The sequence below is a fragment of the Solibacillus sp. FSL W7-1464 genome, assembly GCF_038004425.1.
Classification (GTDB): Bacteria; Bacillota; Bacilli; order Bacillales_A; family Planococcaceae; genus Solibacillus.
On record NZ_JBBORC010000001.1, the window covers coordinates 1,197,655 to 1,216,904 of the forward strand.

Annotated in this window: 17 protein-coding genes; 14 read left to right on the forward strand and 3 right to left on the reverse strand. The window is 41.5% G+C overall.

Annotated elements, in window-relative coordinates; genetic code table 11:
* The first annotated feature begins 405 nt into the window (after positions 1–405).
* Together recO and MKZ25_RS05650 are read left to right on the forward strand one after the other, a co-directional pair.
* Positions 406–1,179, forward strand: a complete 774-nt coding sequence (recO, locus tag MKZ25_RS05645) for a DNA repair protein RecO (protein ID WP_340800619.1) — start codon at positions 406–408, stop codon at positions 1,177–1,179.
* A gap of 187 nt (positions 1,180–1,366) precedes the next feature.
* Positions 1,367–2,152, forward strand: a complete 786-nt coding sequence (locus MKZ25_RS05650) for an MBL fold metallo-hydrolase (protein ID WP_340800621.1) — start codon at positions 1,367–1,369, stop codon at positions 2,150–2,152.
* Positions 2,153–2,219: 67 nt separating this feature from the next.
* On the opposite strand, the gene MKZ25_RS05655 is transcribed toward MKZ25_RS05650, so the two are convergent.
* Entirely contained in the window at positions 2,220–3,026 is an 807-nt protein-coding gene (locus MKZ25_RS05655; RefSeq protein ID WP_340800622.1) for an EcsC family protein, read from the reverse strand.
* Positions 3,027–3,090: 64 nt separating this feature from the next.
* Positions 3,091–3,555 carry a hypothetical protein gene (locus MKZ25_RS05660; protein ID WP_340800623.1) on the reverse strand — a complete coding sequence of 155 codons (465 nt, stop codon included), beginning with the start codon at positions 3,553–3,555 and terminating at the stop codon, positions 3,091–3,093.
* Between the two features lie 268 nt (positions 3,556–3,823).
* Between MKZ25_RS05660 and MKZ25_RS05665 the strand changes: the two genes are divergently transcribed.
* The 7 genes from MKZ25_RS05665 (at position 3,824) to MKZ25_RS05695 (ending at position 11,914) form a co-directional block, all read left to right on the forward strand.
* Entirely contained in the window at positions 3,824–4,966 is a 1,143-nt protein-coding gene (locus MKZ25_RS05665; protein ID WP_340800624.1) for an acyl-CoA dehydrogenase family protein, read from the forward strand.
* A complete protein-coding gene (locus tag MKZ25_RS05670; protein WP_340800626.1) occupies positions 4,963–6,015 on the forward strand; it encodes an acyl-CoA dehydrogenase family protein in 1,053 nt (350 codons plus the stop codon). Before MKZ25_RS05665 ends, MKZ25_RS05670 begins: the two co-directional genes overlap by 4 nt.
* 12 nt (positions 6,016–6,027) lie before the next feature.
* Complete coding sequence (locus MKZ25_RS05675; RefSeq protein ID WP_340800627.1) at positions 6,028–6,834, forward strand: enoyl-CoA hydratase/isomerase family protein; 807 nt, start codon at positions 6,028–6,030, stop codon at positions 6,832–6,834.
* A 25-nt stretch (positions 6,835–6,859) separates the two neighbouring features.
* The gene (locus MKZ25_RS05680) at positions 6,860–7,819 is read left to right on the forward strand and encodes a TAXI family TRAP transporter solute-binding subunit (protein WP_340800629.1); all 960 of its coding nucleotides are present in this window, start codon (positions 6,860–6,862) and stop codon (positions 7,817–7,819) included.
* Between the two features lie 25 nt (positions 7,820–7,844).
* The gene (locus tag MKZ25_RS05685; protein ID WP_340800630.1) at positions 7,845–9,806 is read left to right on the forward strand and encodes a TRAP transporter permease; all 1,962 of its coding nucleotides are present in this window, start codon (positions 7,845–7,847) and stop codon (positions 9,804–9,806) included.
* 18 nt (positions 9,807–9,824) lie between these two features.
* Positions 9,825–10,970 (forward strand): CaiB/BaiF CoA transferase family protein, encoded by a 1,146-nt coding sequence (locus MKZ25_RS05690; protein ID WP_340800631.1) that lies wholly within the window; start codon positions 9,825–9,827, stop codon positions 10,968–10,970.
* Positions 10,971–11,140: 170 nt separating this feature from the next.
* The gene (locus MKZ25_RS05695) at positions 11,141–11,914 is read left to right on the forward strand and encodes an IclR family transcriptional regulator (protein ID WP_340800633.1); all 774 of its coding nucleotides are present in this window, start codon (positions 11,141–11,143) and stop codon (positions 11,912–11,914) included.
* 92 nt (positions 11,915–12,006) lie between these two features.
* Here the strand turns inward: MKZ25_RS05695 and MKZ25_RS05700 are convergent, their stop codons facing one another.
* On the reverse strand, positions 12,007–13,395 hold the full coding sequence (locus MKZ25_RS05700) for a glycine--tRNA ligase (RefSeq protein WP_340800635.1): 1,389 nt from the start codon (positions 13,393–13,395) through the stop codon (positions 12,007–12,009).
* 369 nt (positions 13,396–13,764) lie between these two features.
* On the opposite strand from MKZ25_RS05700, the gene MKZ25_RS05705 reads away from it, so the two are divergent.
* The 5 genes from MKZ25_RS05705 to MKZ25_RS05725 all read left to right on the forward strand — a co-directional run bounded on the left by MKZ25_RS05705 (position 13,765) and on the right by MKZ25_RS05725 (position 19,249).
* Positions 13,765–14,403: a helix-turn-helix transcriptional regulator gene (locus tag MKZ25_RS05705; RefSeq protein ID WP_340800636.1), complete on the forward strand. Its 639-nt coding sequence runs from the start codon at positions 13,765–13,767 to the stop codon at positions 14,401–14,403.
* A gap of 8 nt (positions 14,404–14,411) precedes the next feature.
* A complete protein-coding gene (locus tag MKZ25_RS05710; RefSeq protein WP_340800638.1) occupies positions 14,412–15,224 on the forward strand; it encodes a pyruvate, water dikinase regulatory protein in 813 nt (270 codons plus the stop codon).
* A 312-nt stretch (positions 15,225–15,536) separates the two neighbouring features.
* A complete protein-coding gene (gene dnaG, locus MKZ25_RS05715; protein WP_340800639.1) occupies positions 15,537–17,366 on the forward strand; it encodes a DNA primase in 1,830 nt (609 codons plus the stop codon).
* A gap of 30 nt (positions 17,367–17,396) precedes the next feature.
* Positions 17,397–18,524 carry an RNA polymerase sigma factor RpoD gene (gene rpoD, locus MKZ25_RS05720; RefSeq protein ID WP_008403109.1) on the forward strand — a complete coding sequence of 376 codons (1,128 nt, stop codon included), beginning with the start codon at positions 17,397–17,399 and terminating at the stop codon, positions 18,522–18,524.
* A 170-nt stretch (positions 18,525–18,694) separates the two neighbouring features.
* Complete coding sequence (locus MKZ25_RS05725; RefSeq protein WP_340800640.1) at positions 18,695–19,249, forward strand: hypothetical protein; 555 nt, start codon at positions 18,695–18,697, stop codon at positions 19,247–19,249.
* Position 19,250 lies beyond the last annotated feature (1 nt).

Consider the following 19,250-nt stretch of genomic DNA (forward strand, 5'->3'; position numbering starts at 1 on the left):
ATGCAGGGCGAGTGTTCGTGCTGACGGTTTCACCTTTCGCACTGTTAAAACACTAGCTGACGGCTACGCCTTTCGCTACAAGATTTTCTCTGTGACGAAAGCGTAGCGACAGTCACAAGCAAAGTTTCCTGCGGGAATAGCGTGACGCCTGAGACATTCGTGTAAGGCCACGCCCGCGGAAAGCGTCCCGGAATGGAAATCAATTTTAACGCTCAGCAAAAAAAAGCTATTTTTCTCTCAGAGAAAAATAGCTTTTTTGGATTATGTCCCAGGCTCTTTTTTGATACTCCGATTTCAGGCAATGGGTAAAGAAAAGGATGGGGCGATCTGTGACCGTTTATTAAACTTTTCTGCCAATAGTGCGGTATAATAGAGTTACGAAAGAAATAGAAGGATGTGCAACAGATGCTACATAAATGGGAAGGCATCGTTTTAAAAGCGCGTGCTTATGGTGAATCCAATAAAATCGTGACCCTTATGACACGTGAAGCCGGTAAAGTCGCGTGTATGGCACGTGGAGCGAAAAAACCGACGAGCCGTTTAGCAGGTGTAACGCAAACATTTATGCATGGCTCGTTTTTAGTCCAGCGAACATCAGGCATGGGGACATTGCAGCAAGGGGAACATTTCAATTCGATGCGTCATATACAAACAGATATTGTCGCAACCGCTTATGCAAGCTATATCGTGGAAATTGTGGACCGCCTTGTTGAAGAAGGCCGCCCCGAACCATATGCTTTTGATATATTGATTCAGGCATTGAATGCAATTGAAGAAGGATATGATCCAGAAGCAATTACATTGTTTGTCGATTGGAAAATGCTCCCGTTTGCAGGGATCCAGCCGATTTTGCATGCATGTGCAGGGTGTGGTGCTGTTGATGGGGAATTTGCCTTTTCATTTACACAAGGCGGATTTATATGTCATCGATGCTTCCATCTGGATCCGTATATCATTCGGTTGTCACCGACACAGCTCAAGCTGATCCGCATGTTCTATACGGTGCCGATTGAGCAGGTCGGCAAACTTGAATTAAAGCCGCAAACGAAGCAGTTCATCAAAAAAATCGTGACGACAATTTATGAAGAGCAAACAGGAATCCGTCTGAAATCACGCAAATTCATCGAACAGCTGGAGCGTACCCCGTTACTGCATCGTGAAAAGAAGGAAGACGAATAGAAAAATTGATTTAATCCCATTATTTCAAGAGGAAAAAGGGAATATCGGGCCCGGGGAAGTCTGACCCGACCCGTAATCAATCAACATTTGTTCAATTACCGTGAAAATTATTGCCTAGGAAATATTGCGAGTCGAAAGTGCGTAGAATTGCGCAGACCCGCTTTGTTTTATTGAGGAGGGAAATTCAATGCGCCAATTTGAAAGTGAGCAACTAACCGTTTTTCAAAGTGTGCTGTATCAAACGACATCAGCCGTAATCAAAACAAAAGAGGCAATAATCGTAACGGATCCTAACTGGCTGCCCAACGAAATTGCCGAAATAAAAGCCTATATCGAATCGATCATTGGAGACCGGAAACTGTATATTATTTATACACATAGTGACTATGATCATATCATTGCAGCGGGTGCATTTCCTCAGGCGACGACAATTGCCAGTGTAGCCTTCGTTAACCGGACGAATAAAGAACAGGTTTTAGAACAAATCCGTCAGTTTGATGCCCAGTACTATATTGAAAGAGATTATCCGATCGTTTATCCTCATATCGATATTGTGATAAAAGAAGATGGCCAAACACTCGAATTTCCGGATATAACGTGTACTTTCTATTTGTCGCCGGGACATACGGCAGATGGATTATTCACAGTTGTAGAACCATACGGAATTTTATTGGCGGGGGATTATTTGTCGGATGTCGAGTTTCCTTTTATCGAGGATTATGAAGCATATGCAGCAACCGTCCAGCATGCGCAAACAATCATCGCGCATAAAAAAGTTGAAGTCATCGTACCCGGACATGGGACTACGACAAATAACCGGGCTGAAATTCAGAACCGAATCGATACCTCGTTATTATATTTAAATAATTTAGCGAACGGTAGTGTTGACGAAACGGAACTGCAAAAACTTTATCCGTTTTATACTGGCTTAACAGAAATGCACGAATTGAATAAAAAAGCCGTACACAAATAAAAATAGCCAATGAATTTAAGGGGTCACTACCTGATAACTTAAATTCTTGGCTATTTTTTATGTGCAATTAGTTGTTTGCCAGTTCATTCATTCGTTCCAGCACGCGGCGCTTGCGGTAAAGCATCATGCCTGCCTCGGCAATATCTTCAATCATCGATTTATTAATAAAGGCGCCGAAAATCATGCCTGCTACAGGAATCATTTGAAAGAGCTTTTTCATGCCGAAATTATCCCGGTACGTAAAGAAGACTTCCTGCCAGCCCTGCAATTGGGAAACCATATTTTCTGCAGCATGAGGCTTTTCGTAATGTTGGGCCAGCTCATTTAATATCGCCTCTTTGCCGACAACATCGGAAGACGCAAATTGCAGACATTTCACGATGAAAATACGCTCTGCTTTTTCATTTGGATCATAGCCATGGATCATCGCAATTTCCTGCAGTGTTTTTAGCGCAATTCCTAGAATGACAGGAATATCGAGTGCCAAAGTAAACACACCGCCAAAGCCGGTAGATGCACCTTGTACGGTTGCAACCTTAGCCCGGTTTTTCTGCAGCTTCTCACTCAGTTCCACCATATCTTCAATTGGCATTTGCCCAATGTCCTCCAATGTGGAAACCGAATGCAGTGTATGTTTTTGAATATGACGCATCATCGATTTTTCGCTTACTAAATATTTTCCGCCGGTTTGGACATAGCTCACCAGTTCATCGATCAATACGGAAATTTTCTCTTGAATGAACTTCGGTGTTAATTTATCGAGTATTTTAAATGGGATGCGGCCAATCTTCTCCCAAAACCATAAACCGCTTTGATCTTTTTCCCATTGTTGGATTGTTAATAAGTGATGTTCCAGCTGTTGTTGTGTTTCCATAAATCGCCCTCCTGATGGACATGTTCCTTATCTTACGTTCCAGACATAAAAAGGTTTCAGCGAATTACTCGAATTGTGTCAGCAATGGGATGATATCTTCCTTTAACCGCTCATAAAATACGGCTTCAAGCTTTAGTAGTTCATGATGATGCATCTGTTCGAAAAGAGTGAACATATCCTCGATTCTTTCTTTGGAAAAACGGAAGTGATGATTAAAATGGTCGCGCTTATTGTGGTCGCTTAAATGCATATAGCCCCGGATAATTGTAAACAGCTGATTGTATTTTCGGTTTGCCAGTTCATAAGCTTCGCGGCTCAAACAACCGAGTGCATTGCTCGGATCGTCAAATTTTCTATAAAATGACTGTGCTTCCCGATAGGTTTCAAGCTTCATATTCGCCGTGTAGAGGATATGATGCTGTGCGCGGTGCTCCGGGCATTCAAAGTGGAGTATTGCTTTTACAAGGTGAGAAATTTTATCAAATGTGTCTAAAGATGTGTCGGTTTTATCCTTTAACTGAAAAAACATAGAATCCCCTCCATCTATTACTTTCTTAAATTATAACGTATTTTCAAGCTTAATTATCTAAATAATCCGAAAATTAAAACGGGTTCTTTTATGGGTTTTTCCATATACCTAGCGAATTTACTAGATAAATAACGAATTCTCGCTAAGACGAAATTTTTCTGGATAAGGTAATAATATTGTACAAAAGTTTTGACAATTCTGGAAAATATAAATTATAATATCGTTATTAGAAAGTCGTTACACAATATGCGTAATTGGAGGTAAAAATATGAATCTACCGAATGTACAATTTACAGAAGAGCAAAAGCAGTTTAGACAGGAAGTGCGTAGCTTTTTAAAACAACATATTGAAAAGGGGACATTTGAAACACGCTGTGACTCGTGGTTGAGTGGCTCTGATCCTTCTTTTTCAAAACTGGTGGCAGAGCAAGGGTGGATCGGAATGACATGGCCGAAACAATATGGCGGCAGTGAGCGAAGTACAATTGACCGCTATATTTTAACGGAAGAATTTTTGGCATATGGCGCGCCGGTCGCTGCACACTGGTTTGCGGATCGCCAGACAGGACCGTTGCTGTTGCGATTCGGTACGGACTATCAGAAGGAATTCTTCCTGCCGAAAATTGTGAAAGGAGAATGTTTTTTCGCTATCGGGCTAAGTGAGCCGAACAGTGGATCTGATCTGGCATCCGTTGCAACACGTGCCGAAAAAGTGGAAGGCGGCTGGATTGTAAATGGTGCAAAAACCTGGTCCAGTAATGCCCATGATGCACATTACATGGTAACGCTCATTCGTACAGAACCATTAGGTGAAAAAAAACATGAAGGTCTTTCACAATTCATTATCGATTTAAAAGGTGAAGGTGTAACAATTGCGCCAATCCGTTATTTAACAGGAGAACCGCATTTTAACGATGTTTACTTGGATAATGTCTTTGTTCCGGATGAGATGGTAGTTGGGACACTAGGTAACGGGTGGAAGCAAGGGTTGGCAGAGCTGGCATTTGAGCGCAGTGGGCCTGAGCGAATTTTAAGTACATTCCCGCTGCTGAATGAGGTAATCGAACAACTGAAGATTAAGAGAGATTTGGCTGGTCTGGAAGAAGCGACGAAGCTCGTTGCAGAATTATGGTCCTTACGCAACTTATCGATCGGGGTAGCAAAAGTATTGGAAGAAGGCGGCGAAGTTGCGGTACCTGCAGCACTTGTAAAAAGTATCGGCACGAAGTTCGAACAGAAAATTCCTGAAATCATCCGCCTGTTGCTTGATGTGTATCCAAACTTGCAAAGTGACAATAGGGTTGAGCGATATTTGGCTGAATCGATTTTACATGCACCCGGATTTACGATTCGTGGTGGAACATCAGAAGTTCTGTATGGAATTTTAGCGAAGGGGGTTATTGCACAATGAGTGAAATTAAAGAAATGGTCGTAGAAGTAGTTGAAAAGATCTTTAAAGATAAAGTCGAAAAGGAAACGGTTGATCTTTTGGAAGAAAACAAGTGGGCTGAAGATATTTGGCAACTGTTGCTTGAAAATGAACTTCATCATGTAGCGGTAAGCGAAGAAGATGGAGGAGCCGGCGGGGATATTGAAGATTTATTGGCCCTGTACGAACTTGTAGGGAAATACGCGGCACCTGTTCCGTATGTTGAGCATACGTTAGCCAATTTTTTATTGCAGCAAGTGGAGTTGAAAGGTTACGAGCAGTTAACTACGTACAGTATAACAACTCCGCTGCAGCTGAAAGGCGATGCTTTATTCGGAACACTGAAGCATGTAGGGTGGGCACAGTATGCCAAAAAACTTGTGACGATGGCACAGGAAGGTTCGCAGCAATTTATCGTTGTTGCCGATTTACAGGATGCACAGCTGAAAAACAGCACAAACCTGGCAGCTGAACCACGTTCAGAAGTCGTATTCGAAAATTTGAAAGCGCTTCAAAAAGTACCGGTTTCCGAAAAGCAGTATGACGTATTTAAAAAGTTTGTTACAGCGGCATCTGTCAGCAAAATGGGCGGGGCATTAACAACTGCATTCCAGCTAAGTGTTCAGTTCAGTAAAGAACGGGAACAGTTTGGTCGTCCAATCCACCGGTTCCAGCTCGTCCAGCAGCACTTGGCGAGTATGGCGGGGGAACAGACACTTATGACAGTGGCTGTCAACAATATCCGAACATTATTGGCAGCCGGGCGAGAAGAACGCGAAGTGGCATATGCACGCTTGCGTATGGATGATGCGAGTCGTACAGTGGCAACTTCTGCTCACCAAGTTCATGCGGCGATCGGTGTGACACATGAACATCGCCTTCACCAGTATACGCGCCGCCTATGGGCTTGGCGTGACGAGGAGTTTACGGCACGCTACTGGAAAAAACAGTTGGCACAGCAACTGCTGGAAACAAAAATTGACTTATGGGAAAGCATTACAGACCAAGCAGAAACGCATGTACATGCATAAGGAGGAAAAATAATGTCGGATTTATTATTTGAAGTGAAGGATCATATTGCAACAATTACACTGAATCGCCCGGAAAGTTTAAATGCATTTAGCGAAGAAATGATTCTTTCGTGGATTAAAGCGTTGGAAGAAGTGCGTGACAATGATGATATCCGAGCGGTCATTCTAAAAGGCAACGGCAAAGCGTTTTGTGCAGGCGGCGATATAAAAGCAATGGTGGCAGGCAAGGGCTTTTACCATAGTGAGGAAGATATTACTTCAACGGCGCTGGCACGCAAAAATTCCTTATGGAAAAAAGTGCAGCGCGTCCCTTTATTACTTGAAGAAATCGACAAACCGGTTATTGCACAGATGCACGGCTTTGCAATGGGTGCAGGACTTGATATGGCATTGATGTGCGATATCCGTATTGCAGCACAATCCGCGAAGTTTTCGGAAAGCTATATTAATGTAGGAATCGTTCCTGGTGATGGCGGTGCGTACTTTTTGCCTCGTCTCGTCGGGGTCGACAAGGCACTTGATATGCTATGGACAGCACGTGTTTTAACGGCAGAGGAAGCAAAGGAAGCGCGTCTTGTGACATTTGTTGTGAATGATGAGGAATTGGAGAGCTTTACACAAAGTTATGCGGAAAAGCTGGCGAATGGACCGATTGAAACAATCAAAATCATTAAGAGGGCAGTTTACCAAAGCCAAACAATGAGCCTGCGTTCGTCGCTTGACTATATATCATCAAAAATGGGCTTAGTAACAGAATTGCCAGCATTTGAAGAAGGGGTCAAAGCAATAGTGGAAAAACGAAAAGCCGTTTTTAAATAATACATGTGAAAATGGGGGGACGCGGATGAAGAAAAGATTTCTCGCAATAGTTTCAATCGCTGCTATGCTGCTGATAGGTTGTCAAAGTAATGTTGAGCGTTATGGGGAGCCGCTTATTTTTACAACAGGTACAACAACAGGTGTTTTCTATTCCCTTGGAGCAGGAATCTCGACAATGTGGACAAATGAGCTGGAAAAACGCGTCGCTTCACAAGCTTCAAATGGAAGTATTGAAAACTTGAATTTAATGCGTAAAGGTGAAGCGAATATTTCATTTACTACGGTGAACATTGCCTATGAAGCATATAACGGTGTTGGAAGTTTCGAAGGAAAACAGTATGAAGACGTTCGCATATTAGGAAACCTATACCCGAATATTAGTCATATTATTGTGAAAGACGATGAGAAATACAGTTCGATAGAAGATCTTAAAGGAACGAGCTTCGTATTTGGAGCTGCGGGTAGTGCGACTGAAGTGGAATCCCGTCTTGTCCTTGAAGCACATGGTATTGGAGAAAAAGATATTAAAGCAAACTATGTCGGCTTTACAGAAGCGACAGATTTAATGCGAAATGGTCAGGTGGAAGGTGTCAATATTTACACAGGCGTACCGGCTGCTGCAGCGACAGAGCTGATCTCAACGGTAGATTCCAGAGTTTTAAGCTTTTCTGACAGCGCCATTGACTATTTAGTAGAGGAATATCCTTGGAACTTTGCCTATACGATCGAGCCAAACACATATGATAAACAGCCGGAAGCGATTCGAACTGTCGGTCAGTACAGCACAATCGTAATTGACGAAAGCGTCAGTGAAGAAACCGTTTATCAGTTGACGAAAGAGCTGTGGGGAAACTTGGGCTCACTGCAAAAATCATTCAGCATTGCGAAGCAGTTCAGTCCGGAAAGCGCTGTTGCGGGAACGGCGGATATCCCGCTCCATCCAGGTGCAGAGCGCTATTATCGTGAAATTGGTGTAATTGATTAAAAGTAAAGTACAAGGAGGGGACGGTATGACAGAAAAAGTACTTGAAAAAGATGAAATTCAACAACTAATGGACCTTGAAGATAAAAATATCAATTCACGTAATTATATTGGGATATTTGGGAAAATTTTGATAGGTGTTGCAATCATCTGGTCCATCTTCCAAATATATATGAGCAGCATCGGTGTGATGGAAGCGACAAAATTTCGTGCGTGGCATTTAGGGTTTTTGCTTTTATTTAGTTTTATTTATTATCCTGCTACAAAGAAAAGTGTTGGGACGAGAAAGTTGCCTACATGGTTTGACAGCATTTGCATTACATTATCTATTTTCGTGACCCTTTATTTTGTCATTGTTTACGATATTTTAGTTCGTGACCGCGCAGGAGAAAATACGGTTCTTGATTTATGGGTCGGCGGGATAGCGATCGTATTACTATTTGAGGCGGCACGTCGAGTTGTCGGCAATGCGCTGACATTAATTGCACTGTTTTTCCTGGCCTACAATTTCTTTGGCGCCTATATTCCAGGGATTTTAGGGCATTACGGATTTAGTCTTGAGCGAATCATCAACATTATGTTCTGGGGAGGGCAAGGAATTTTCGGAACGGCCCTTGGTGTTTCGGCCACATATATCTTCATTTTCGTGCTGTTTGGCGCTTTCTTGAAGAATAGTGGATTTTCCGATTTTATCAATGACCTGGCACTGACAATTGCGGGCCGTACAGCAGGAGGACCTGCTAAAGTGGCAGTCTTTGCAAGTGCGCTGATGGCCACGATCAGCGGGAGTGCTGTAAGTAATGTTGTAACAACAGGTACCGTTACCATCCCGATGATGAAAAAGGCCGGCTATTCGAAAAAATTTGCCGGGGCAGTTGAAGCGGTTGCTTCGACAGGGGGCTTAATTGCACCACCGGTAATGGGCGCCGCAGCCTTTATTATGGCCGAGTATTTAGGTGTTGCGTATTCTGTTGTCATGCTGGCAGCAGTTGTACCGGCAATCCTATACTATTTAACATTGTTTATGATTGTACATTTTGAAGCGAAAAAAATGGGGTTATCAGGTATTTCAAAAGAGAATATTCCGGTAGCGATGCAGGTTCTTAAAAACGGGGGCCATTTATTAATCCCTTTATTTATTTTGTTGGTAATGCTGTTCGCAGGCTATTCGCCGTTATACGCGGCAATCTTCGCGCTATTTTCAATCGTGCCAACAGCGGCCATACGCAAACATACACGCATGAATCTGAAAACGGTAATCGACTCTGTTGTTGAAGGGGTTAAAGGAGCAATTAGTGTAGGAATTGCCTGTGCGATTGTAGGGATTGTAATTGCGACGATCACGCTAACAAGTATCGGTTTGATCATCGGAAACAATGTATTAAGTTTTGCCGGAGACAGTGTCATGCTGGCAGCTATTTTAACAGCGGTCATCAGTATTATTTTAGGAATGGGGATCCCGGCAACAGCGGCCTATATTATCGTTGCAACAATTTCAGTGCCGATCTTAACACAATTGGGTGTACCGGCGATTGCAGCCCATATGTTTGCCTTCTACTTTGCCGCTTTATCAAGTATTACGCCACCTGTAGCATTGGCGCCATATGCCGCAGCAGGTATTGCCGGAGAATCGCCGAACAAAGTATCGTTTGAGTCGGTTCGTCTAGGGTTGGTCGGCTTTATCGTCCCGTTCTTCTTTATATTTAACCCGGCGCTGCTGCTGACGGGCGGTACGATCGGAGAATATATTTTTGCGGCGATTACAGCCTGTATCGGCGGTGTATCGATTGCTGCCGGCATTAAAGGCTATTTATTCCGACACACTTATTTCATCGAACGACTTGTCTTCTTCGGCGCAGGGATTGCGTTAATGGATACAACGTTAATTTATAATCTTATCGCGTTAGCAGTAATTGCCGTTGCTGTTGCGACACAAATTTTATTGAAGCAGCCGGAACAGCATGTTGCACCTTCGTTAATAAAAGAGTAGAAGAGTGAGGTGATGGGGATGCGCCCATTGGATAATGTTAAAATATTGGATTTATCGCGTGTGTATGCAGCTCCGGCCGGAACGATGATTTTGGCTGATTTAGGTGCTGAAGTCATCCGGGTCGAACATCCGGCTGGATCGGATAGTATGCGTGGCTGGGGACCCTTTATAAATGGGGAAAGCACGTATTATATTTGTGCGAACCGCAATAAAAAATCCGTTACGTTAAATTTAAAAGACTCGTCCGATAAAGAGGTGCTGCTCGATTTAGTAAAAGAAGCAGATGTCATCATCGATAATTTTAAAGCAGGCGATATGAAAAAGATGGGGCTCGATTATGAGCAGCTTAAGCGAATCAATCCGCGCATTATTCAGTGCTCGGTGACCGGGTTTGGACAGACTGGTCCACTGGCGGCAGAGCCGGGATTTGATCCGGTTATACAGGCGATGAGCGGTTTAATGGATGTAACAGGACATCCAGAAGGGGAGGCGACAAAAGTAGGGGTACCGATTGCGGATATTTTAACTTCCCACTATGTCGTAATTGGAATATTGTCGGCATTAAGAATGCGTGACATGACGGGAAAAGGTCAATTTATTGATCTGGCACTGCTTGATGTGCAAATGAGTTCACTCGCAAATGTGGCAAGCGCGTATTTAAATACCGGCTTCAAGTCGAACCGTCTTGGCAACCAGCATAATAACGTAGCGCCGTATCAGGTGTTTGAATGTTCGGATGGCCCGCTCATGTTTTGCGTCGGAACCGAAGATCAGTTCAAAAAGTTTTGCGAGATGATTAATCGCGATGGCTGGGTGACAGATGAGCGCTTTAGAACGAATTCGTTGCGCAAACAAAATGAAGCTGTACTGGCAGGCTATATTTCCGAAATTACTAAAACGAAAACCCGTGATGAATGGCTAGAGCTTTTACAGCAGTACAAAATTCCTGGTGGACGTGTCAATACTGTGGAAGAAGCATTTCAGCAGCCGCAAGTTATCGCACGGAATTTAGTAGGAGAAATCGAACATCCTTCATACGGGACGATGAAATTTGTGAAAAACCCTTTACAACATTCGGATCTTAATATTTCCTATGAATACGGTGCACCCCAGTTAGGGGAACATACGGAAGACCTATTGAAAATCAACAAGAACCAGGTATAGAGCAATTGTTGGGGGAGAATTGCTTATTATTCAGTTATTATTAAAGCAGTAGATTAAGAATTATTGTCTGTCGGAGAAGATAGGAGTAAAGTTTATATGACTTTTAACATAGCCCCTTCTTTTTAATATAATCTAATTTTGCTACTATTAGAAAAATGGGGGGCTTTAGTATGGAACAACAAAAATTTGAAAAAATGTATTTAATGCAAACCGTTCAAAAAACAATTGTAATATTGCGGGCTTTTACGAAAGAACAGCCAAAGCTTTCTTTAACTGAATTAAATAAAAAGACAGGAATCGGCCTATCAAGCCTGCAGCGTTTTGTTGCTACATTAGTATATGAAGGTTTTTTAATCCGGGATGACCGGACGAAGCAGTACCAGCTCGGCTTGTCGTTAATTCACTTAGGGAAGCTGGTGGAGGAAGAATCAAGCATTATTACGATTGCCCAGCCAATTCTTCAGCAGCTGAACAAAGAGACAAAAGAAAGTATTTCGATGAGCATTATTGATGGCAATGAGCGCCGATGTATTATGAATATCGAAAGTTCATATGCTTTATCGGCACGTAATCATGTCGGGGATACATCACCGCTTTATGCGGGAGCCTCTGCAAAATCATTGCTTGCGTTTTTGCCGCAGGAAGAAATTGAACATTATTTGAATGAGGTGGCGATGGAGCACGTAACGGAAAATACGGTGGTCGACCGTGACCGGCTGTTGGAGCAATTGCAGGAAATTCGCAAGCAGCAATATGTCTTTACACGGGCTGAGCGCATTATCGGTGCCTGTTCGTTCAGTACAGCGATTATTTCAAACGGGCAGCCGGTTGCATCAATCGCGATCATCATTCCGGAAGCACGCTTTGATGAAGGGCAGTATGATGAATTGCGTGAACTCATTTTACGTGCGAAATTCGATATTGAAAAACAGCTGAATAAATAAAACAATCCAACCGGATGAAAATCGGTTGGATTGTTTTTGTTAGAAAGAAAAAGCACTTTCTGCTCATATCGAACAGAAAGTGCCTTGTAAAATTAGAATTGTAGATGTTTCTCGATATAAGCTTTTACTTCAGCGATCGGCATACGGATCTGTTCCATTGAATCGCGGTGACGTACTGTTACTTGACCGTCCTCTTTTGAATCGAAATCGTACGTGATACAGAATGGTGTACCGATTTCATCCTGACGGCGGTAGCGTTTACCGATAGATTGTGACTCATCGAAATCAACCGGGAATGCTTTACGTAAATCTGCCCATACGTCGCCGGCTTCTTCAGATAATTTTTTAGAAAGTGGCAATACCGCTGCTTTGAATGGAGCTAGTGCAGGGTGGAAGCGTAATACTGTACGTGTATCGTCGCCATCTAATTGCTCTTCTTCGTAAGCATCACATAAGAATGCCAAAGTTACACGGTCTGCACCTAATGATGGCTCGATGCAATATGGTACATAGCGCTCATTTGAAACAGGATCGATGTATGTGAAATCTTCACCTGAATGTTCCATATGCTGTTTCAAGTCGTAATCTGTACGGTCTGCGATACCCCATAGTTCTCCCCAGCCGAACGGGAAGCGGAATTCGATATCTGTTGTCGCGTTTGAATAGTGTGAAAGCTCATCATCTTCATGGTCGCGTAGACGCATTGAATCTTCTTTCATACCTAATCCAAGAAGCCAGTTTTTGCAGAACTCTTTCCAATATGAGTGCCACTCAAGGTCTTCACCCGGTTTACAGAAGAATTCAAGTTCCATTTGTTCGAATTCACGTGTACGGAATGTAAAGTTACCAGGTGTGATTTCGTTACGGAAAGATTTACCGATTTGTGCGATACCAAATGGTGTTTTTTTACGCATTGAACGCTGAACATTTTTAAAGTTTACGAAAATACCTTGTGCTGTTTCCGGACGCAGGTAGATTTCGTTTGATGATGATTCAGTTACACCTTGGTGCGTTTTGAACATTAAGTTGAACTGGCGGATATCTGTGAAATCGATTTTACCGCAGTCCGGACAAGCTACTTCAAGCTCTTCCATTTTTTCTTTCATTTGATCGAATGTCATACCGTCAACGATGATTTCTTTGCCTGTTTTAGTTAAAGAAGCATCCTCGATCAATTTATCTGCACGGTGACGAGCTTTACATGCTTTACAGTCGATCATCGGGTCATTGAAGTTACCTACGTGACCAGATGCAACCCATGCTTTTGGATTCATTAGAATTGCAGCATCCAAACCTACGTTGTGTTCTGATTCCTGAACGAATTTCAGCCACCATGCTTTTTTTACGTTGTTTTTAAGTTCTACACCAAGTGGACCGTAATCCCAAGTGTTTGCTAAACCACCGTAAATATCAGATCCCGGAAATACGAATCCGCGGTGTTTTGCTAATGATACAATTGTCTCCATTGATTTTTCTGCCATGAAAAAAACCTCCTGTTCGGTAATGAAAAAATAAAAGCACCCGTCTCCGGGCACAAAAGCTCTGCCCGGGGACGAGTGCATCAAGACGATGTACCCGCGGTTCCACCCCGCTTGTTTTTAATAAATTAAAAACCTCTTTTATAAAAATAGCTCAGGGGTGCCGTTTCTCAATTCAATGTAGGCTTGCACTATCCCTACTCGCTTATGTTAGAATTGATACTTATAAATCCCTTCATCGCTTACATATTAATATTCATAAACAACAAGTGTGTTGTTCGCTAATATTGTAGCATGGGTTTGTTTTCTTCGCAATATAGAAGGAAATAGTATATAATAATTAATGAAAAAGTATAACATTATTTGAAGCGGGTGAGTCCAATCGAACTCAATAAACGTCAAGATGTAATCTTGCAAATTGTAAAAGAAAATGGCCCTATTACGGGCGAACATATCGCTGAGCGCCTTGGATTAACGCGCGCTACACTCCGACCTGATCTAGCTATATTAACGATGGCTGGATTTTTAGATGCGCGCCCACGTGTCGGCTACTTCTATGCAGGTAAAAAAACAACAGCTGCCTTTACGGAATCCATGCTGAATTTAAAAGTAAAGGATTTTCAGTCGATCCCGGTAGTTGTTCCGGATGATATGACAGTCTATGATGCGATTATCCATATGTTTTCCGAAGATGTCGGAACACTTTTCGTTATTGATAAAGATAAAATATTACAAGGTGTGCTGTCTCGAAAAGATTTACTTCGTTCGAGTATCGGAACACAGGATTTAAATAAAATGCCTGTGCATATAATTATGACGAGAATGCCGAACATTGCCTATTGTGTTAATTCGGAGTCATTAATCGTGGCTGCCAAAAAGTTAATAGAACGAGAGATTGATTCGATGCCGGTTGTTGAAGAAACCGAGCAGGGATTGGTCATTACCGGACGATTAACGAAGACAAATATTACACGTGCGTTTATTTCGTTGGCAGAAACGCATGATTTATAGGTGACCTTATGAAAAAATTAACTATATTTGTCGTATCAGATTCCGTCGGTGAAACAGGAGAAGCTGCTGTCAAAGCCGTAGTAAGCCAGTTTCGGCCAAACTTTGAAAAAGTAAGAATTCGAAAGTTTCCTCATATTGCAAATGTGGACGTCCTCGAGAAAATTGTACAAATTGCTATTGCAAATGAAGCAACGATTGTCTTTACACTTGTTGAAAAGCAGATGAGACAAGCACTTCAAAAAATCGCAAGTGAATATAAGGTGCATGCGATCGACTTATTGGGATCGATGCTTGACCTGATCGAAACTTCCTTTGATGAAATGCCACTGCAAAAGCCGGGGCTTGTTCATCAATTGGATGATGATTATTTCAAAAAGATCGAAGCAATCGAATTTGCCGTTAAATATGATGATGGGCAGGATCCGCGCGGCATTTTGCTGGCGGATATTGTTTTGGTCGGTGTATCCAGAACATCGAAAACGCCTTTATCTCAATATTTAGCGCATAAACGATATAAAGTGGCAAATGTGCCGCTCGTTCCGGAAGTTGAACCCCCTATAGAATTGATGCAAATCGATCCGAAAAAATGTTTTGGGTTAGTCATTACACCGGAAAAACTCAACAATATTCGGAAAGAGCGTCTCATAACATTAGGTTTAACTGAAAACGCCTTTTATGCACAGCATACTAGAATTGAGCAGGAAATTAGCTATTTTTATAGTATTGTTGATAAAATAGGTTGTCGAACGATAGATGTAACAAATCGCGCTGTTGAAGAAACAGCACATAAAATAATTGATATGCTAGAGCTTGATTGTTGATAGCAACCAAAGCCGCCTCTCCAAATTAGAAGAGGAGGTTTTTTTGGTGGAATAATATTTGCGTTTTTTAAGAAACTAAGTGAACTATACTTTTGTTCCAGAAAAACGTTTATATTTTGCCGAAATTCGACATTTATAGTTATATTCTGATTATTTTTTTGAAATTCTATAGCAACAATAGTCTTTTTGTTTTATAATAATAAAATTGTGGTAAAAATAATTATTATAGGGTAATTACAAATTTTTTAAGAAATTTTGTCGTATTATAGAGGAAATTTGTAATTTATCTCGAATACTGTAGATGGTGATAATGTGGCTGGAAAAATACCCGAACATGTGATTGAACAAATTCGCTCGCAGTCCGATATAGTCGATGTCATTAGCGATTATATGCAGTTAACGAAAAGAGGGCGCAACTATTTTGGATTATGTCCATTCCATGGTGAGCAAACACCCTCTTTTTCCGTATCCAGCGATAAACAGATATTTCACTGTTTTGGCTGTGGGGCAGGAGGAAACGCCATTACATTTGTAATGGATATGGAACACCTTTCGTTTCCGGATGCACTCATAAAACTAAGTCAGCGTGCGGGTATTCCGCTTGAAATGGAATTATCGACCGATCAATCGATGTCGAATTCGCCCATTTCAAAAAAAGAGCAGCAAATGCGAGAGGCTCATACGTTTGCAGTGGAGTTTTATCATCATATTTTAATGAATACAGAAGATGGCGAACCTGCATTGAATTATTTGCTTGAAAGAGGATTTACACGCGAGCAAATCGAAACACATCAGATAGGATGGGCGATGCCGAATTGGGACACGCTGTCAATCTTACTGGAGCGTAAAGGTTATGATTTGGAAGAAATGGCCGAAAGTGGTCTCATTATTCGTAAAGAAAGTGATGACAGCTACTTTGACCGTTTCCGAGGACGGATCATGTTTCCGATCCGAGATGAAAATGGAAAAACGATTGCATTTTCTGGCAGGATTTTAAATTCCGATGGCGAAGATGCTAAGTACTTAAATAGTCCTGAAACGCCAATCTTCCACAAAAGTCAAGTACTTTATAATTTGGATAAGGCGCGGGCATCTATCCGTAAATCAAGACAAGTAATTTTAATGGAAGGCTTTATTGATGTTTTAGCAGCAAACCAAGCAGGTATATACAATGCTGTAGCAACGATGGGTACGTCTCTTACGCCCCAGCATATTACAAAGCTCAAACGCTTAGTTCAGCAAATTACGATTTGCTATGATGGTGATAATGCTGGTTTTGAGGCTGCCAAGCGTGCTGCACATATGCTTCATCAAGAACAGATTAAAGTTGAGGTCGCTGTTTTACCAGATAAACTTGATCCGGACGAGTACATTCGCTCACACGGACAAGAGGCATTTAAAAATCAAATAATAGAAAAGCCGCACGCTTATATTGCATTTATGATGATGCATGCGAAACGCGGCAAAAATTTTCAATTTGAAAATGACACACTTCAATACATTCAAGAAGTTCTGGAAACATTAAAAAATAATACTTCTCCAACCGAACGTGATTTATACATTCGTCAATTGGCAAATGAAACGAATATTTCCCAAGAGGCGATCAGTACCCAATTAAGAAAAATGGTCGCAGATAATGTAAAAGAGCAGAAACGCGATCGGAAAATGGTGGAACAACCAGCTGTCCTTCTTCAAAGGGAGCGTAAAAAAGATGCAACAGACCGTGCGGAAAGTATACTTTTAGCACATATGTTGCATGATGTAAATATTGTGAATAAAGTTCTCAGAGAGGGAAATAACGAACCTTTCATCCATGAGGAATATTTATCCGTATTTGTTCGTTTAATTGGTTTTTACGAAGAATATGAAATGGCTGATTTCCATCGATTCGTCGAAGTGTTGGATGATCATGATTTACGTAAAATCGTGATGGATGCTGCGTTACTTGAACGTGACCCTGATAATGGTGAAGCGGAGATAACTGATTGTTTAAAACAAATCGAAAAACGCCGATTAGAACTACAGATTGAACAATTGAAGCATCAACAAAAAGAAGCAGAAAAAATGCATGAGCATAGACGAGCACTTGAGATTGCCCAACAGATAATTAACTTAAATAGAAAGATAAAAATGGGCGTTTAACGCGATTTGTTTTTAGAAGGAGGAAGGTTTATGGCGGACAAGTCAAAACATTCAAAAGATACGGTAGTAAACGGGGTTTCATTAGAGCAGGTAAAAAAGCAACTGTTAGCTAAAGCAAAACAGGTTGGCGAAATGTCAATGAAGGAAATTTCTGATACATTAGCATTTTTTGAACTGGAAAACGAAGAGATTTTTAACTTTGCCGATGAAATCGAAAAAAATGATGTAACAGTCGAAGGAAAAGAAGAATTTGAAGAAGAAGCGCTTTCTAAGCAGGAATCGAGCGAAGAAGCATTCGACTTAAATGATTTAAGTGTTCCTCCTGGCGTTAAAATTAATGACCCGGTACGTATGTACTTAAAAGAAATCGGACGTGTGGATTTACTTTCTGCCGATCAGGAAATCCGCTTAGCGGAACGTATCGAGCAAGGTGACGAAGAAGCACGTAAACGTCTGGCTGAAGCCAACCTGCGTCTTGTAGTTTCGATTGCAAAACGTTATGTAGGCCGTGGGATGCTGTTCCTTGATCTTATTCAAGAAGGGAATATGGGTCTGATTAAAGCGGTTGAAAAATTTGACCACCGTAAAGGCTTCAAGTTCTCGACTTATGCAACATGGTGGATCCGTCAGGCGATTACACGCGCGATTGCAGACCAGGCACGTACAATCCGTATTCCGGTACACATGGTTGAAACAATCAACAAATTAATCCGTGTACAACGCCAGCTTCTTCAGGATTTAGGCCGTGAACCTTCTCCGGAGGAAATTGGGGAAGAAATGGATTTAACACCTGAAAAAGTCCGTGAAATTTTAAAAATTGCACAAGAGCCTGTATCATTGGAAACACCAATCGGGGAAGAAGATGATTCACATCTGGGTGATTTCATTGAAGACTCGGAAGCACAGTCTCCTTCTGATCATGCAGCATATGAATTGTTGAAGGAACAGCTAGAGGACGTGCTGGATACATTAACAGACCGTGAAGAAAACGTATTGCGTTTACGTTTCGGTTTAGATGATGGCCGTACACGCACTTTAGAAGAAGTAGGGAAAGTGTTTGGCGTTACACGTGAACGTATTCGTCAAATCGAGGCGAAAGCATTACGTAAACTACGTCATCCATCTCGCTCAAAACGCTTAAAAGATTTCTTGGAATAAGCAAACATGGAAAAGATGAAGGAGTATATTACTCTTCATCTTTTTTTGTGTAAATATAGCGGATAATTACTATTTTCCGAGAATAATGATATTGCTTTTTACCGATGTTGTTCAGTCGGGAATTATCTACAATATGATAGAGCATATAAATTCAGATTTGGAGCGAAACGATGTCAAATCCAAAAAAACAAATTATTATGAATGAAATTACGTTCTGGAAACAAAACAAAATGCTACCGGAACATTACTGTGATTTTCTGATGTCCCTTTATTCGGAAGGAAATCAGCAAGAAGAAATTACAGGAAAATCAAAAAACGCCGTCATAAATGTCGAAAAACGAAGAAACCGCAATGTATCGATGTTTTTCCCGATTATTGCAATGGTGATGTTGCTGTTGCTGTTTACGATGCAGTTTGAATGGGTTGTCATTGCAGTTGCGGCAGTTTTTGCAGCGGGCTGTCTGATCGGGGCGATCTACTTTGCAAAACGAAATCATCTTATGGCAGTGATGCTGCAGCTGGCGACCGCATTAGCGATTCTAGGTGTTTCATTGAAAGTGAGTACAACGTATTTTGCCGGAAACAATGAAATGCTTTATATTATCCTTATTGTAAACTGTGTATTTTGGCTGTTAAGCGGGATCAAACTGAAAATTATTTATTTTACGATTTCAGGCATTCTTGGTTTAATTGCCATTATTGGTGCATGGATATATTTCATTTAGG

What these genes read in the sequence shown, in the direction of transcription:
- MKZ25_RS05725 (WP_340800640.1), top strand. Translation starts at nt 18,695, where the DNA reads ATGTCAAATCCAAAAAAACAAATTATTATGAATGAAATTACGTTCTGG.
- MKZ25_RS05655 (WP_340800622.1), bottom strand. Translation starts at nt 3,026, where the DNA reads ATGGAAACACAACAACAGCTGGAACATCACTTATTAACAATCCAACAA.
- MKZ25_RS05660 (WP_340800623.1), bottom strand. Translation starts at nt 3,555, where the DNA reads ATGTTTTTTCAGTTAAAGGATAAAACCGACACATCTTTAGACACATTT.
- MKZ25_RS05695 (WP_340800633.1), top strand. Translation starts at nt 11,141, where the DNA reads ATGGAACAACAAAAATTTGAAAAAATGTATTTAATGCAAACCGTTCAA.
- MKZ25_RS05690 (WP_340800631.1), top strand. Translation starts at nt 9,825, where the DNA reads ATGCGCCCATTGGATAATGTTAAAATATTGGATTTATCGCGTGTGTAT.
- MKZ25_RS05675 (WP_340800627.1), top strand. Translation starts at nt 6,028, where the DNA reads ATGTCGGATTTATTATTTGAAGTGAAGGATCATATTGCAACAATTACA.
- MKZ25_RS05710 (WP_340800638.1), top strand. Translation starts at nt 14,412, where the DNA reads ATGAAAAAATTAACTATATTTGTCGTATCAGATTCCGTCGGTGAAACA.
- rpoD (WP_008403109.1), top strand. Translation starts at nt 17,397, where the DNA reads ATGGCGGACAAGTCAAAACATTCAAAAGATACGGTAGTAAACGGGGTT.
- MKZ25_RS05680 (WP_340800629.1), top strand. Translation starts at nt 6,860, where the DNA reads ATGAAGAAAAGATTTCTCGCAATAGTTTCAATCGCTGCTATGCTGCTG.
- MKZ25_RS05685 (WP_340800630.1), top strand. Translation starts at nt 7,845, where the DNA reads ATGACAGAAAAAGTACTTGAAAAAGATGAAATTCAACAACTAATGGAC.
- recO (WP_340800619.1), top strand. Translation starts at nt 406, where the DNA reads ATGCTACATAAATGGGAAGGCATCGTTTTAAAAGCGCGTGCTTATGGT.
- MKZ25_RS05670 (WP_340800626.1), top strand. Translation starts at nt 4,963, where the DNA reads ATGAGTGAAATTAAAGAAATGGTCGTAGAAGTAGTTGAAAAGATCTTT.
- MKZ25_RS05665 (WP_340800624.1), top strand. Translation starts at nt 3,824, where the DNA reads ATGAATCTACCGAATGTACAATTTACAGAAGAGCAAAAGCAGTTTAGA.
- MKZ25_RS05700 (WP_340800635.1), bottom strand. Translation starts at nt 13,395, where the DNA reads ATGGCAGAAAAATCAATGGAGACAATTGTATCATTAGCAAAACACCGC.
- MKZ25_RS05650 (WP_340800621.1), top strand. Translation starts at nt 1,367, where the DNA reads ATGCGCCAATTTGAAAGTGAGCAACTAACCGTTTTTCAAAGTGTGCTG.